The organism is Niallia sp. FSL K6-0212, assembly GCF_038007605.1.
In the GTDB taxonomy this organism is placed as follows: Bacteria; Bacillota; Bacilli; order Bacillales; family Cytobacillaceae; genus Niallia; species Niallia circulans.
Genome location: NZ_JBBOXL010000001.1, coordinates 2,974,718 through 2,988,355, shown reverse-complemented (window position 1 = coordinate 2,988,355; position 13,638 = coordinate 2,974,718). Strand labels below are relative to the sequence as shown.

At 34.4% G+C, this 13,638-nt stretch carries 12 protein-coding genes and 1 riboswitch; of the genes, 5 read left to right on the top strand and 7 right to left on the bottom strand.

The genetic code is table 11. The features are described from left to right. Window positions 1–38 precede the first annotated feature (38 nt). Window positions 39–143, bottom strand: coding sequence for a DUF6254 family protein (locus MHH96_RS14055; protein ID WP_220040981.1), 105 nt, complete (start codon window positions 141–143; stop codon window positions 39–41). A gap of 209 nt (window positions 144–352) precedes the next feature. Further along, a riboswitch (glycine riboswitch) is annotated at window positions 353–434 on the top strand. Between the two features lie 139 nt (window positions 435–573). On the opposite strand from MHH96_RS14055, the gene MHH96_RS14050 reads away from it, so the two are divergent. Both MHH96_RS14050 and MHH96_RS14045 read left to right on the top strand, forming a co-directional pair. Next, the gene (locus tag MHH96_RS14050) at window positions 574–852 is read left to right on the top strand and encodes an ACT domain-containing protein (RefSeq protein ID WP_047942962.1); all 279 of its coding nucleotides are present in this window, start codon (window positions 574–576) and stop codon (window positions 850–852) included. A 17-nt stretch (window positions 853–869) separates the two neighbouring features. After that, the gene (locus MHH96_RS14045) at window positions 870–2,231 is read left to right on the top strand and encodes a PFL family protein (RefSeq protein WP_047942961.1); all 1,362 of its coding nucleotides are present in this window, start codon (window positions 870–872) and stop codon (window positions 2,229–2,231) included. A 70-nt stretch (window positions 2,232–2,301) separates the two neighbouring features. Here the strand turns inward: MHH96_RS14045 and MHH96_RS14040 are convergent, their stop codons facing one another. Then, window positions 2,302–3,333: a YkvI family membrane protein gene (locus tag MHH96_RS14040; RefSeq protein ID WP_047942960.1), complete on the bottom strand. Its 1,032-nt coding sequence runs from the start codon at window positions 3,331–3,333 to the stop codon at window positions 2,302–2,304. A 260-nt stretch (window positions 3,334–3,593) separates the two neighbouring features. Here MHH96_RS14040 and MHH96_RS14035 point away from each other — a divergent pair, with 260 nt between their 5' ends. After that, entirely contained in the window at window positions 3,594–5,750 is a 2,157-nt protein-coding gene (locus tag MHH96_RS14035) for an ATP-dependent Clp protease ATP-binding subunit (protein ID WP_095319905.1), read from the top strand. 48 nt (window positions 5,751–5,798) lie between these two features. Here MHH96_RS14035 and MHH96_RS14030 read toward each other — a convergent pair whose 3' ends face one another. Both MHH96_RS14030 and MHH96_RS14025 read right to left on the bottom strand, forming a co-directional pair. Further along, window positions 5,799–7,493, bottom strand: coding sequence for a M3 family oligoendopeptidase (locus MHH96_RS14030; protein WP_061796808.1), 1,695 nt, complete (start codon window positions 7,491–7,493; stop codon window positions 5,799–5,801). A 155-nt stretch (window positions 7,494–7,648) separates the two neighbouring features. Next, window positions 7,649–8,089: a MarR family winged helix-turn-helix transcriptional regulator gene (locus tag MHH96_RS14025; RefSeq protein WP_047942957.1), complete on the bottom strand. Its 441-nt coding sequence runs from the start codon at window positions 8,087–8,089 to the stop codon at window positions 7,649–7,651. Between the two features lie 173 nt (window positions 8,090–8,262). On the opposite strand from MHH96_RS14025, the gene MHH96_RS14020 reads away from it, so the two are divergent. Further along, a complete protein-coding gene (locus MHH96_RS14020) occupies window positions 8,263–9,753 on the top strand; it encodes a PAS domain-containing sensor histidine kinase (protein ID WP_047942956.1) in 1,491 nt (496 codons plus the stop codon). A 228-nt stretch (window positions 9,754–9,981) separates the two neighbouring features. On the opposite strand, the gene MHH96_RS14015 is transcribed toward MHH96_RS14020, so the two are convergent. Both MHH96_RS14015 and MHH96_RS14010 read right to left on the bottom strand, forming a co-directional pair. After that, on the bottom strand, window positions 9,982–10,251 hold the full coding sequence (locus tag MHH96_RS14015; RefSeq protein ID WP_053215712.1) for an aspartyl-phosphate phosphatase Spo0E family protein: 270 nt from the start codon (window positions 10,249–10,251) through the stop codon (window positions 9,982–9,984). Window positions 10,252–10,641: 390 nt separating this feature from the next. Then, the gene (locus MHH96_RS14010) at window positions 10,642–11,817 is read right to left on the bottom strand and encodes a pyridoxal phosphate-dependent aminotransferase (RefSeq protein WP_061796811.1); all 1,176 of its coding nucleotides are present in this window, start codon (window positions 11,815–11,817) and stop codon (window positions 10,642–10,644) included. A gap of 218 nt (window positions 11,818–12,035) precedes the next feature. Here MHH96_RS14010 and MHH96_RS14005 point away from each other — a divergent pair, with 218 nt between their 5' ends. Then, window positions 12,036–12,818, top strand: a complete 783-nt coding sequence (locus MHH96_RS14005; RefSeq protein ID WP_061796813.1) for a carbon-nitrogen family hydrolase — start codon at window positions 12,036–12,038, stop codon at window positions 12,816–12,818. A 60-nt stretch (window positions 12,819–12,878) separates the two neighbouring features. Here the strand turns inward: MHH96_RS14005 and MHH96_RS14000 are convergent, their stop codons facing one another. Then, entirely contained in the window at window positions 12,879–13,451 is a 573-nt protein-coding gene (locus MHH96_RS14000) for a DUF2087 domain-containing protein (protein ID WP_061796816.1), read from the bottom strand. Between the last annotated feature and the right edge of the window lie 187 nt (window positions 13,452–13,638).

Sequence of the window (13,638 nt, the reverse complement as noted above, 5' to 3'; positions counted from 1 at the left end):
GTATGCGCTTTACCTATCTCTATATTATAAGGAAGAAATTACTCTTCTGCTAATTCCTTTTTCGTTTTTACTTTTCCATGCGGTTTTTGTTTTTGTTTACGTACAGTCCATTCTCTTTCCTTTTCTCTCTGCGCTTTTGACACTTTTCTCACCTCCATCCCTTCCGTTTTATCATGAACAGTATTTTGTTTTTTATCCATTGCTTTCTTAACGTTTCATGACTATTCTCTCCCTATCTAAGTGACACTATGTTTGCAAATATTCTGTTGACCACTTAAACAAAAACTGTTAACATCACATTATATTTCTTAAATAATTGCATGCTATGAATGTTATGGATCAAACTATAACAGGAGCAGCTTCTGGAGAGACCGTTCTGTTAAAAACGGCACCGAAGGATTCACAATCTCAGGTAAAAGGACAGAAGATCAACCAATACATACTTAAAGTTATCGTGTCCTGGTTCTTCTTATCCTTTGAAACAGATTGGTGTCTCCAATCTGTTTTTTTCATACATTCTTACCTACTCTTTTATTTAAGATGTAAAACAATAGCGAATTATGAGGTGAAATGATGGTTCAACAACGTCGCGCAGTTGTCAGCGTAATTGGAAAAGATCAAATCGGGATTATCAGCAAGGTTACCACAATCCTTTCTAATAATCACATTAATATCCTAGATATAAGTCAAACCATTCTCCAAGATTTCTTTACGATGATGATGCTCGTAGATATCACGGATAAAGAAAACTTAGATAACTTAACAAAACAGTTTGACGAACTAAGCCAGCAGCTTCATTTAAAAATAAATATCCAATTAGAAGAAATCTTCCAATCTATGCACCGCGTTTAAGAAAAGAGGGTCCAATAATGAAAATTGCATTAAATGAAATGATGGAAACAATCAACATGGTACAGATGGAGAATCTTGATATTCGTACTGTGACAATGGGAATCAGTCTTTATGATTGTGCTGATTCTGATTTTCAAAAATTAAATGATTCTGTATACAAAAAAATTACAACTTATGCAAGCAAATTGACAGAAGTGGCAAATGCGGTAGAAAAAGAATATGGAATTCCCATTATTAATAAGCGTATTTCCATCACTCCTATTGCAGAAATACTCGGAAATAGTACAGTAGAACAGGCCGTAATGCTTGCAAAAACCCTAGATAAAGCTGCAAAAGATTTAAATGTAGATTTTATTGGTGGATATTCTGCTCTTGTTCATAAAGGCATTTCTAAAGGAGATCAAACATTATTAGATGCTCTCCCAGAAGCACTTTCTGTGACGGACCGTGTTTGTGCTTCTGTATCTGTTGCTACCACAAGAACAGGAATTAATATGGATGCTGTCAAACAAATGGGAGAAATCATCAAAAAAGCAGCAGAAAATACGAAAGACACAAATGGTTTAGCTTGTGCTAAGCTAGTTGTCTTCTGTAATCCTGTGGAGGATAATCCCTTCATGGCAGGTGCTTTCCATGGAGCTGGTGAAGGAGAAGTCGTTATCAATGTAGGGGTTAGTGGTCCTGGAGTCGTTTTAAGTGCACTAAAAAAATACCCTGAAGCAGATTTAGGCGAAGTATCAGAAATCATCAAAAAAACAACCTTTAAAATTACTCGTGCTGGTGAATTAATAGGTCGTGTCGTTGCAGAACGATTAAACGTACCGTTCGGTATTATGGATCTATCCCTTGCTCCAACAAATGCTATTAACGATAGTGTTGCAGAGATATTAGAAGAAATCGGCTTAGAACGAGTTGGAACACATGGCACTATTGCTGCCCTTGCGTTAATGAATGATGCAGTAAAAAAAGGTGGTGCAATGGCAAGCAGCTATGTCGGCGGATTAAGTGGAGCCTTTATTCCCGTGAGCGAAGACAATGGTATGATTAAAGGAATTTTAGACAATAGCCTAACCCTGTCTAAATTAGAGGCGATGACATGCGTCTGCTCTGTCGGTCTTGACATGATTGCTCTTACTGGAGATGCTACAGCTGCTACTTTATCTGCCATAATTGCCGATGAAGCAGCCATTGGGATGATTAATAAAAAAACAACAGCTGTTCGTGTTATTCCTGTTCCAGGAAAAAAAGAAGGAGAAATCGTTGAATTCGGCGGATTATTAGGTCGTGCACCAGTTATGGGTGTCAATCCATATAGCTCTGATAAACTAATTAATCGTGGTGGACGTATTCCATCTCCTCTACAAGCTTTAATTAATTAGTAATTATTATATACTGACAAGAAGTATTCCTACTTCTTAAACAATAGGATACTTCTTGTGCTGCTATTCATCACTTTGGTATAGGCTTTATCCATAAGAATAGTAAGAAGACTAAACTTATATATCCAAATATAGGATATAAAAAGGATAATAGCGTACCATATTGCACGTAACTAATTAGATAAGAAACTAAAATAATTCCTCCAATTATAACCATGCTTGGTAAAGGAATAAAACTGCGCAGCTGCCTCTCTAACCCATAGATATTCCCAATAACAGAACTAAAAATTTCTCCATAAATGACTAAAATATATACCCATGAAAGCTGCGGGGCTAAATTTTTCATAATAACAGCCATCGGAATGGAATACCGATAAATATCTGATAGCATAATAAGAGAAAAATGACTAGATATTAGTATAAGCATTAAAGCGATTCCTCCTAATATCCCTCCCCATTTAGCCACTTCTTCATCGCCAATTTCAGAAGCAGCAGGTACTAGAACCGCTATGGCCAAAGCTAAATTCAAAGCCGTATACGAAAATGGAGAACTTATCGTTTTCCATGAAATATTCTCCATCTGAAATATCTCATCAACAAATCCAGGCAAAGATAAAGAAAGTAGAAATAAAATAAAACTGAACGTGATCATAATGGGTACAACAAAAGTATTTACAGCAAACAATCCCTTTGTACCAACCCTCATAACAAGTAAGGAAAGAATAATAGTAAAGATGACACCAATGCTTTTATTCAGCCCAAGCTGCTCTTCAAATACAGCACCTGCTCCTGAGAACATCACTGCACAAACACCTAAAAGCATCAATAATAATAGAAAGTTAATCATGTTTCCAACAATGTTACCAAACAAGTAAATGGTAAATTCTTGATAGGAAGATGCCTTGATTTTGACAGATATCCTCATTAATTTTGCTCCGAAATATGCAAAAATAATCCCGCTTAAAAGTATCCCTAAAAAACCGACAAATCCATATTGTGAAAAGAACACTACTATTTCTCTCCCTGTTGCAAAACCAGCACCAACAACTGTGCCTACATAAACTGCTGCAAGCTGAATTGCAGCACTCCATTTATTTTTCACATATTTCCCTCCCTACATCAACTATATGTAGAAATGGACAAACAATGACGAGCATTTTAGCCTATTAAAAATTTATTTTATCCATGACGTTTAACCCTTTTAAAATAGGAAAATTGGTATAGATACAAAGGAGGTTTAATCATACTAAAAATTTCCAAATTTTATTTTGAGGCAAAATACTTGAAAGTCAAAAAAGGTCAAAGTATAATCATAATTACAAAAGGTCAATATTAGTCAAATTCAAAAGGAGGATATTTATAATGAAATGTGAAATGTGCCAACAAAATAATGCAACAATCAGTTTACGATTTGTTTTAAACAATATGGAAACCACTATGAACCTTTGTCATGCATGTTATCAAAAAGAAAAGCAAAAAATGACAGCACAAAGCGGCCCAATGTTTTTCCAACCTTCCCCTTTTGATGAGTTATTTCAATCATTTAACCAATCAAATCCATTAGGGGGAGCTAGTGCTTCAAAGGAAGCTCCTTTTACTAACAATCATAGAAAATCAGGTATTCTTGACAAACATGGGAAAAACTTAAATCAAATGGCGAATGCTGGTTTGATTGATCCCGTTATCGGCAGAGAAAATGAAATCGAACGAGTTATTGAAATTCTAAATCGGAGAAATAAAAACAATCCCGTGCTAATCGGTGAACCTGGTGTCGGAAAAACAGCAATAGCGGAAGGCTTAGCATTAAAAATTATAGAAGGTAATGTTCCAAAAAAATTACAAAATAAAGAAATTTATTTATTGGATGTTGCTTCCCTTGTATCGAATACTGGAATTCGTGGACAATTTGAAGAAAAAATGAAGCAAGTAATTCAAGAAGTCCAAGCTCGAAAGAATGTAATCGTCTTTATCGATGAAATTCATCAGTTAGTTGGTGCAGGCTCTGCAGAAGGCTCAATGGATGCAGGTAATATTCTAAAACCAGCACTGGCTCGTGGCGAATTGCATATCATTGGGGCAACTACCTTAAAAGAATACCGTCAAATCGAAAAAGATGCTGCTTTAGAGCGAAGATTCCAGCCGGTACAGGTAAGTGAACCATCTGTTGAGGCTACTCTTTCCATCTTAAATGGTATAAAGGATAAGTATGAAAAGTTCCATGAAGTTACTTATACTGAGGATGCAATTAAAGCATGTGCAGAGCTCTCTCACCGTTACATCCAAGATCGCTTTTTACCAGATAAAGCAATTGATTTAATGGATGAAGCTGGTTCTAAAATGAATCTTTCTTCTACTTATCAAAACACAGAAGAAATTGAAAATCGTCTTACTATGATAGCAAAAGAAAAGGAACAAGCATTAAAAGAAGAAAATTACGAAAAAGCAGCTGAATTACGTAAAGAAGAGCAACAGCTTGAAAAAGCTATAAACGAACCAAATATCGAAGAAAAACCGATTGTCGATGTGGCTCTTATTCAACAACTTATCGAAAAGAAAACAGGTATTCCTGTTGGAAAACTACAAGAAGATGAACAACAAAAAATGAAGTTTTTAAGTGAACGATTAGCTGTAAAGGTGATTGGCCAGGACGAGGCAGTTCGAAAAGTGGCGAAAGCTATTAAGCGTAGTAGAGCGGGACTAAAATCGAAAACAAGACCAATTGGAAGCTTCCTATTTGTCGGTCCAACCGGGGTCGGAAAAACGGAACTTACCAAAACACTTGCAGAAGAATTATTTGGCACTAAAGACAGCATGATTCGATTAGACATGAGTGAATATATGGAGAAACATAGTATTAGTAAAATAATTGGTTCTCCTCCAGGCTATGTCGGTCATGAAGAAGCAGGACAATTAACGGAAAAAGTAAGAAGAAATCCATATAGCATTATCCTGCTAGATGAAATCGAAAAAGCACATCCTGATATCCAATCTATCTTCCTGCAAATTTTAGAAGATGGACGTTTAACAGATAGTCAAGGACGTACGGTAAGCTTCAAAGATTCTGTTATTATCATGACAAGTAATGCTAGTGTTGGTCATAAGCATAAAGTGGTTGGCTTTGGAAATAATGATGCCATTGAAGAAAGTAATTTATTACAAACATTAGGAAACTTCTTTAAACCAGAATTCCTTAACCGCTTTGATGCGATTATTGAATTTAAAACACTTGAAAAAGAACACTTACTTCGCATTACTGATTTATTGATAGAAGAACTTGCACAAAACTTGCAAGAACAGAATATTACGTTACATGTGGAGGACGCTGCAAAAGAAAAAATTGTGGAACTCGGTACCCATCCAAGCTTCGGAGCTCGTCCTTTAAGAAGGGTGATTCAAGAACATTTAGAAGATCAACTGGCAGATGTTATTCTTGATGATTCATCTGTAACAGAATTAACAGCTGTTCTAGAGGATGACCAAATTAAAATAAAACCAGTTCTCTCTAAAACATTATCATAAATAAATAACTAAAACCGTGGGAGGAATTATTCCCACGGTTTTTTAATTTTATAGATTACGGTCATCTACTGAATTTAACCATTCATCGATTTCCCCTACTACAGATTCCACACAGCCTTCTTCAAAAGGAGAAATTAAATTAGCTGCTTTGACTAATTCTGTAAATGGCATACTGCCTCCCAAGCCGCAAAGCTTTACATAATCTTCCCAAGCTTCTTCTTTATTCTCTCTTGAACGTTTCCAAAATTGGAAGGCACATATTTGTGCTAATGTATAATCAATATAATAGAATGGGGAATTATAAATATGTCCTTGTTTTTGCCAGAAACCGCCATTTTCCAAATATTCATTTCCATCATAATCAAGATGAGGACTATATTTTCTTTCTATATTTCTCCATGCTTGCTTCCTTTCTGATGGAGTAGCCGTTGGGTTTTCGTAAACCCAATGCTGAAATTCATCAACTGATACTCCATACGGAAGGAATAGCAGAGCAGAACTTAAATGAGAAAACTTATATTTTTCTACATCTTCTTTAAAGAATAAATCCATCCATGGCCATGTGAAGAACTCCATACTCATGGAATGAATTTCTGCTGCTTCATATGTTGGCCAATAGTATTCTGGGATAGCAAAGCCGCCGCTAGAATACACTTGAAATGCATGACCTGCTTCATGGGTTAAGACATCAATATCGCCTGAAGTGCCATTAAAGTTTGAGAAAATAAATGGTGCTTTATAATTTTCGATAAAAGTACAATAGCCACCACCGGCTTTTCCCTTTTTAGCGACCAAATCCATTAATTCTGTTTCTCTCATATAAGAGAAGAAATCGCCTGTTTCTTTTGATAATTCATTATACATCTTTTGCCCATTTTCAACGATCCATTCTGGATCGCCTTTAGGAGCTGCATTTCCAGTTACAAATTCGAATGGTTCATCATAAAACTTTAAGGAGTCAACTCCTATTCTTTCTCTTTGTCTTTCTTTTAATTTAGTTGCTAGTGGGACGATATAGTCTTCTACTTGTTTTCTAAAGGCCGCAACCATATCTGCATTATAATCTGTGCGGTACATACGATAATAACCTAATTCGACGAAGTTTTTATAGCCTAGCTTATTAGCAATTTCTGTACGAACCTTTACCATATCATCGTATATTCTATCTAACTGCTCTTCATGTTCACGGAAAAAAGCGAACCGAGCTTCACTTGCTGCCTTTCTTGTTTCGCGATTTTTTGATTCTGTAAATGGCTGTAATTGTGCCAGTGTTCTTTCTTCCCCTTCAAACAAAATCTTGGCTGAGGCAACAAGCTTAGTATATTCAGTAGAAAGTTTATTTTCTTGCTGAAGTAATTCAACGATATCCTCTGAGAATACCTTTAATTGTGCCTCTGCTAATGCAAATAATTGCTTGCCCCATTTTTCCTCTAATTGTGGTTTAAATTTTGATTGAACAAGCGCTTGATAATACTTTGTAATAAGCCCTTCTACCTTTGGTGATATCTCATCGATATAATCTTGTTCTTGCTGGTAAAACTCATCATTTGTATCAACAGAATGGCGAATATAGCACAAATTAAACATAGTGGAAATGTCATTTCTAAGCTCATTTATTTTTTCCATTGCTGCCATTTGTTGGTCTAAATGCTCTGCCTTATTAAACTCTATTAATAATTCGTCCATTTTAATCGTAAATTCATTTATATCGGGTCTTTTGTATGTAAATTCCGAAAACTTCATTTTTTTATATCCCTCCATTTTTAACTAGCTTCTCTAATTATACATGAAAACTAGGAAGACCAATACAAAAAAGCGAATATTCATAATGGAAGATTTAATTCCTAACAAAATAAATCTTCCATCTGAAATACTCGCTTATTATAAGTTACTTTGTCTTATTTATCTCTAACAGATAATCCAAGTCTTTTTATTAATTCAATTGCGGTATCTTTTTCTTCTGTTGTCAATTCAGACATGATTTCATGAATTCTTTGCTCATGATTTGGGAAAATATTTTCTATTAATTCCTTACCATTATTAGTAATTTGAGCAAATGTAACTCGTCTATCAGTTGGACAAGCAACCCTTACTAAATATCCTTTTTCCTCTAATTTATCTACCACATACGTGATACTTCCACTTGCTAATAAAATCTTTCCCCCAATTTGCTGCAGCGGCTGATCGCCTTTATGATACAGCAATTCCAGCACTGCAAACTCTGTCGGATTCAAGCCGTTTGCCGTGATTGCCTTATTCACATTTTCATTTATTGCCCGATAAGCACGTGACAATACAATATATAACTTTAATGATTGATCGATATCTTTTTTTGCCATTTATAAACTTCCCTTATTAGTATATAATTCACTATCTCGAATTCAGATAAATTATATTATTCCCTAAGGATTTTGTCAATTTCCCGATGAAATCTACCCCCTTCATTGAGCTTTCTCTATTTCATGTTATAATTATATCTATATATTGGAATTACCCTATGGAGAATCTATTGATGAAAATAAACACACACAAAAGGCTTTTATATTTTGCAATTGTCGTTATTCCGATCATTATTACAGCTATTCTATTCTTTTATTACCAAGTAAATAGAGAAGAAGCAAAAAATAAGGCTCATGCAGAATGGGTAGCCTCTATTCACCAACGACAATGGGACTCTTATATAAACAAAATCGTCTCTTCTTTAAATATTCTAAGTCTCTCTATTCAAACTAATACCGATTCAGCAGAAGAAATTAATAACCTATTAAAAAAAGTGTTTACGAATGAGCATATTTATGGTGGTTTATTCCTGCTTGATAGTTCAGGTAAAACAATTGCTGGTGTTAACGATACGTATGATTCGATCGATATCTCTGAAGAGGATTATATAATGGAAGCTATTCATTCAAAGGACTTAGTAATTTCTAATAGAGAAGAAGTATTAAGTAACGGTCAGAAAGTAATCGGTATTGCCATGCCCATTATAAGTGACCATAATCAATTAAACTCCATTATAACTGCTTATCTCCGTGTCGATTACTTAATAAATATCACGAAAATGCTATCATCAGAGGAAAATATCGCCATTATGAATGAGCAAAAAGAACGCATTCTTTATATAAATGATGGTGCATCGATCAATAAAAAAGAAGTTATAAGCATGCCAATTGATCGTCTGCCCTGGACCATCATTGTGGAATTAGAAAAACCACATATTTGGAACATCGTAAAATCGAAAATATGGCTCCTTCTTTTTTTTATGGTGATTTTCCATTTCGTTTATATGCTTTTAATTCTTTACTATCATCGTAAAATAAGAGAAGAAGAAGCAAAGCAAAACGAAATTCAAAAATTAGAACTTGTCGGCAATTTAGCTGCTAGTTCTGCACATGAAATTAGGAATCCTCTAACCGGAATCAAAGGTCTCATTCAATTATTAAGTGAGAAATATCACGATCAGCAAGACCAGCTTTATTTTTCTATTATCCAAAAAGAAATTGTACGAATAAATGAAATCGTAAGTCAATTCCTTATCTTAGGAAAGCCAACTGCACAAAATAAGCAAAAAATAAATTTAAAATTAATCATCGCAGAACTTAATCCGCTTATCGTTTCGGAAGCAAATTTATTTAATGTAAAATATACAGAAAAGATATCTGACCAAGACATTTATATTCTCGGGATCGCCGACCAAATGAAACAAGTATTACTTAATTTAACCAAAAACGCTCTTGAAGCGATGGAAAATGGCGGGCAGTTAGAACTTTCCATACGTTCCGTTAAGTCAAACGTAATCATTACAATCACCGATAATGGCATTGGCATGTCCAATCAACAGTTAAAGAAAATATTTGAGCCATTTAATACTTCGAAGGAAACAGGGACTGGTTTGGGGCTCGTTGTATGTAAAAGAATCGTTGAATCATTCGATGGTGAAATCCATATATCCAGTAGGGAAAAGAAAGGCACGAAGGTAAATATAATCTTACCTATTATGAAATAATTATTTATCTATTCGCTTCTTGCATCATTAATGCTGTTCATCTTCTATTATTCTTCTTAAAAGAAGGATAGTAGCTATTGAACAAAAGAAGCGTTTTTTATTTTGTCAAAATATTGGTGGATAATAGGATAAGTAGTTTAAGGGAGGTCACATCTTTCTTTAAAGAAGGGCATTGATTTGGATGAAATATCATTAAGGTAATCACTGCCATTACCCTTCGCCATTTAGTTATCTATATACAACCTCGGAATAATTTTTCCGTTTATATCGGTTAGCATTGGACCAAAAAATTCGCGTGTTTTTATATTGTCGTTTTATTTGTTTTCTTTTCTCACTTTCATAGCGAAAGACAAGCTGATATTCATAGATTAATTTATCGAGTTCTTGACTCAATCTAATGGTCTCCTCATCAATTGTTCCACGCTCTTTCGCTGTTTTAATCATTACCTCCCTTTTATCTTGAATTTCAAATAATAATTCTGTTTTCCTACAATACACCTTACTTCCTCCTAATCAAATTCCTTACTTACAAACAATGCATTAATTGTTTACTTGATGAATTATTACAATAAAACAAATAAAAGTAAATAGATTCGCAATATTAGACATTTTTCTAAGTCAAAATAGGCATTTAGACTTATTTTCTCTTGATTACACTTCTTTTTTTCGACAAAAATACTGCTGAAAAGAGTCGAAAACAACTTACAACAACAGAAAGCGCTTTCTTTCTAGTCGCTTTCACCTATCAGCAAACATCTTAGTATGAAGGATCATCAGCACTTCTGGAAATTAGTCTATTAAGAGCAAAAGGCAAAGAATCATACGAAATTGTTATTTCCCATGATTCTTTGCCTTTTTTCGACTGAATTCTTATCTATTATCGAGGAATTACTTAAATATCGAGAGTGTTTTTAATCTTTCAACCGCCTCTTGCAATCTCTCTTCTTCTGTCAATAAACCAACTCGGACATATCCCTCCCCAAATGTACCAAAGCCCGAGCCTGGAGCCATTGCAATATGTACTGTTTCTAATAAATAATCACTAAATTCTTGTGACGTAAACCCATCTGGTACTTTTAACCATGCAAAGAATGAACCTTCAGGAGCATTGACTTCCCAACCAATTTTTTTAAGACCATTTATGAAGATATTTCGTCTTTGTTCGTAAAGCTGATTCATGTCTCTAATACACTCTAAAGATTCTGTTAATGCCGTATAGGCAGCTTCTTGAATCGCTCCAAATAAACTAACATATAAATGATCTTGATAAAGATTTATAGCGGAAATGACACTTCTATTTCCAACTGCAAAGGCAACTCGCCAACCTGCCATATTAAATGTCTTAGACAAAGTATAAATTTCTACACCAATATCTTTGGCACCCTCTACTTGTAAAAAGCTAAGCGGCCTTTTTCCATCAAACCCAATCGCTCCATATGCAAAATCGTGCACAATACATATATCATGCTGTTTACTTAAAGAAATTGTTTCAGCGAAAAATTCCTTTGTTGCTATTGCTCCAGTAGGATTGTTCGGATAATTTAAGAACATTAACTTTGCTTTTTCTAAATCTTCCTTTCTCACTTCCTTGTAGTTTGGTAAAAAATTATTTTCTTCACGCAATGGCATGAACACCGTCTCTGCATTTGCTAAAGCAATCCCAGATAAATAGTCGGGATAACCAGGGTCTGGAACCATTACTGTTTCGCCTGGATTTAATAAACATATAGGTATCTCTACAAGGCCGGCCTTTCCTCCAAATAATATCGCCACCTCTGATTCAGGATCTAAGTCAACATCGTATTCTTTTTTGTAAAATTCACTAATAGCTTCCTTTAAATGTTTATATCCTCGAAATGGAGAATATTTATGATTCTCAGGCTGTTCGGCAGCCACCTGCAAGCTCTTGATAATGTGAGAAGGTGTCGGTTGGTCTGGATTTCCTTGCCCTAAATTAATCACATCATATCCTTTTTCAATATAGCTGTTAACTTTACTAACTAATGAAGCAAAAAACTGCTCTGGTAAATTCTTTAATAATTGAGATTGATCATATTTCTTCATGTACTCACACCTTCTTCAATGATAAAACCTTCCAATTATTATTGGATAAACTTCTATTAGGAAATTTCGACTTTAAACATTCCCTAAGTGATTAAAATAGAAATAATCGTTTAATAATTCGCTTTTTTATGATATAACGAAATTAATATAATAATTGAATTTTTTTGTTGATTAACATTATAACGGAATTTAACGAAGATGAATAGAGGTGGAATCATTTGAAATTTCAGATTAGTTTGGTTCAAATGGATATCGCATTTGGCAGGCCTGAAGAGAATTTTAAACAAGTAGAGAAAAAAATTGCTGCTTGCAAGGATAACAGTGATATTGTTGTACTGCCAGAATTATGGTCAACCGGCTATGATTTAACAAGATTAGCTGCGATTGCTGATAAACAAGCTCAAAATACTATTTCTTTTTTAAGTAAATTAGCCACCAAATATAGCGTTCATATTGTTGGTGGATCAATTGCTAATAAGAAGGAAAAGGGTGTTTACAATACACTTATTGTGATAAATAAATCGGGTGATGTGGTACATACGTATGATAAACTTCATCTTTTTCAACTGATGGATGAACATTTATATTTAAAGAGCGGGACAACTAATGGTCTTTTTTCTTTAGAGGATAGACACTTTGCCAGTATGATCTGCTACGATATTCGTTTTCCAGAGTGGATAAGAGCACATACAACAAAAGGAGCTGAAGCCATCTTTGTAGTAGCTGAATGGCCAGAACCGAGATTGGCACACTGGAGAAGCCTGCTTATTGCACGAGCCATTGAAAATCAATGTTATGTAATTGCTTGTAATCGTGTCGGAAATGATGCAAATAATATCTTTGCTGGGCATAGCATGATTATTGACCCATGGGGAGAAATTATTGCAGAAGCAGGGGAGAAAGAAGAAATTCTAACAGCTTCGATTAATTTAGATAAAGTAACAGAGGTACGTAAAACCATCCCAATATTTGCTGATCGAAAACCAGAATATTATACGTGATTTTTATACATATTAACCTAGGACTGTTTATATCAGATAATGATAAACAGTCCTTTTTCTTCACTTCGCCCACATTTCCTCAGGGTTAAGTTCATATATACTATTTTCTCGATACATAAAGTGATTAATAATAAATTCTCTTCTTATTGTCGCGTAGTCATCAAAATATTGCTGGATATAAGCATTTATTTCTTTTTCTTCATATTTCCTGCCAAAAACCAGCCCCTCAAGCATGTATTTGAGCACTATTAACTTTTTCTTTCTTTGCGAAGGAATATTTTTAAGTCTGCCCTCTTTAGTAAAAAAGTTCTCAATGATTTTTGCTTGTTCCTCTTTAGTAACAGTCATAATACTCTCCTCCATTCCAATTGTTAATTTTCTTAAAGACTCGTTTTGTTGTAAAATGACTGATTTATTCAAGAAAAAATAAATCGTATTTTTATCTCTGCGTTCATACACAACATTTATGTCACGCATTTTCTTTAAATGATGCGTAATGGTTGGGGCAGATAGACCCAGTTTTTCTGATATCGCTTGACCATTCCATGGTTTATTTGCCAATAAGGAGATTATTTTAATTCTGGTGGGATCCCCCATTGTTTTATAAAATGCAACCATTTTATCTAATTGCATTCAATCACCTACTTTGATTATTATCTAATTAGATAATAATCAAAGTAGGTGGTGATGTCAAGATATGGTATAATATTTTTTCAGCATATCTTTTCCGTAGAAAAGATCACTAAACAAATCCTTATCTGTTTCTCCGATTTCTACTCCTTTAACAATTCGAAAAACAACCAAAATAAAAAGGGCCTAA

What these genes read in the sequence shown, in the direction of transcription:
- MHH96_RS14000 (WP_061796816.1), bottom strand. Translation starts at nt 13,451, where the DNA reads ATGCAATTAGATAAAATGGTTGCATTTTATAAAACAATGGGGGATCCC.
- MHH96_RS14035 (WP_095319905.1), top strand. Translation starts at nt 3,594, where the DNA reads ATGAAATGTGAAATGTGCCAACAAAATAATGCAACAATCAGTTTACGA.
- MHH96_RS14020 (WP_047942956.1), top strand. Translation starts at nt 8,263, where the DNA reads ATGAAAATAAACACACACAAAAGGCTTTTATATTTTGCAATTGTCGTT.
- MHH96_RS14010 (WP_061796811.1), bottom strand. Translation starts at nt 11,817, where the DNA reads ATGAAGAAATATGATCAATCTCAATTATTAAAGAATTTACCAGAGCAG.
- MHH96_RS14045 (WP_047942961.1), top strand. Translation starts at nt 870, where the DNA reads ATGAAAATTGCATTAAATGAAATGATGGAAACAATCAACATGGTACAG.
- MHH96_RS14050 (WP_047942962.1), top strand. Translation starts at nt 574, where the DNA reads ATGGTTCAACAACGTCGCGCAGTTGTCAGCGTAATTGGAAAAGATCAA.
- MHH96_RS14025 (WP_047942957.1), bottom strand. Translation starts at nt 8,089, where the DNA reads ATGGCAAAAAAAGATATCGATCAATCATTAAAGTTATATATTGTATTG.
- MHH96_RS14030 (WP_061796808.1), bottom strand. Translation starts at nt 7,493, where the DNA reads ATGAAGTTTTCGGAATTTACATACAAAAGACCCGATATAAATGAATTT.